Annotated in this window: 1 protein-coding gene; it reads left to right on the top strand. The window is 71.0% G+C overall.

All coding sequences use genetic code 11. The features are described from left to right. Window positions 1-665 (top strand): mannitol dehydrogenase family protein (locus AC4FQ5_RS19795; protein WP_491146308.1); only part of this gene is annotated, 665 nt, incomplete at both ends.

Below are 665 nucleotides of genomic sequence, written 5' to 3'. Positions count from 1 at the left end.
AAGGGCTACGGGATCGACGCGGCCTCCGGCGGGCTCGATCTCGCGGACGAGAGGATCGCCGCGGACCTCGCCGACGGCGAGCCGACCACGATGGTGGGCGTGCTCGTGCGCGGGTTGCAGCGCCGCTTCGCCCTCGGCGGCGGCCCGCTCTCGGTGCTCTCGTGCGACAACCTCCCTCACAACGGCGCGGTGCTCCGTCGGCTCGTCACGGACTTCGTCGGCTCTCTGCCCGACTCCGACGAGGTCGCGGCGTGGATCGCACGGGACGTCTCGTTCCCGAGCACGATGGTCGATCGCATCACCCCGGCGACGACGGAGGACGACCTCGCGGAGGTCGCGGAGGCGATCGGCCTCGAGGATCGCGGAGCGGTCGTGGCGGAGCCGTTCCGACAGTGGGTCGTCGAGGACGACTTCGCGGGTCCTCGCCCCGATTGGGAGGTCGCGGGCGTCGTCATGGTCGATGACGTCTCGCCGTGGGAGTCCGCGAAGCTCCGACTGCTCAACGCGACGCATTCGCTCCTCGCGTACACGGGCATCGCCATGGGCATCGAGACGATCGCCGGGGCTGTGGAGGAGCCCGTGCTCCGAGCCGCCGCCGAACGACTGCAGAGGAACGAGGTCGCGCCGACCCTCGAGGCCCCGCCCGGTCTCGACTTTCGCCGATA

Source organism: Chryseobacterium sp. DT-167 (genome assembly GCF_058310155.1).
Note: the sequence above shows the minus strand (reverse complement) of the source record. Positions and strands in the feature narration are given on the sequence as shown.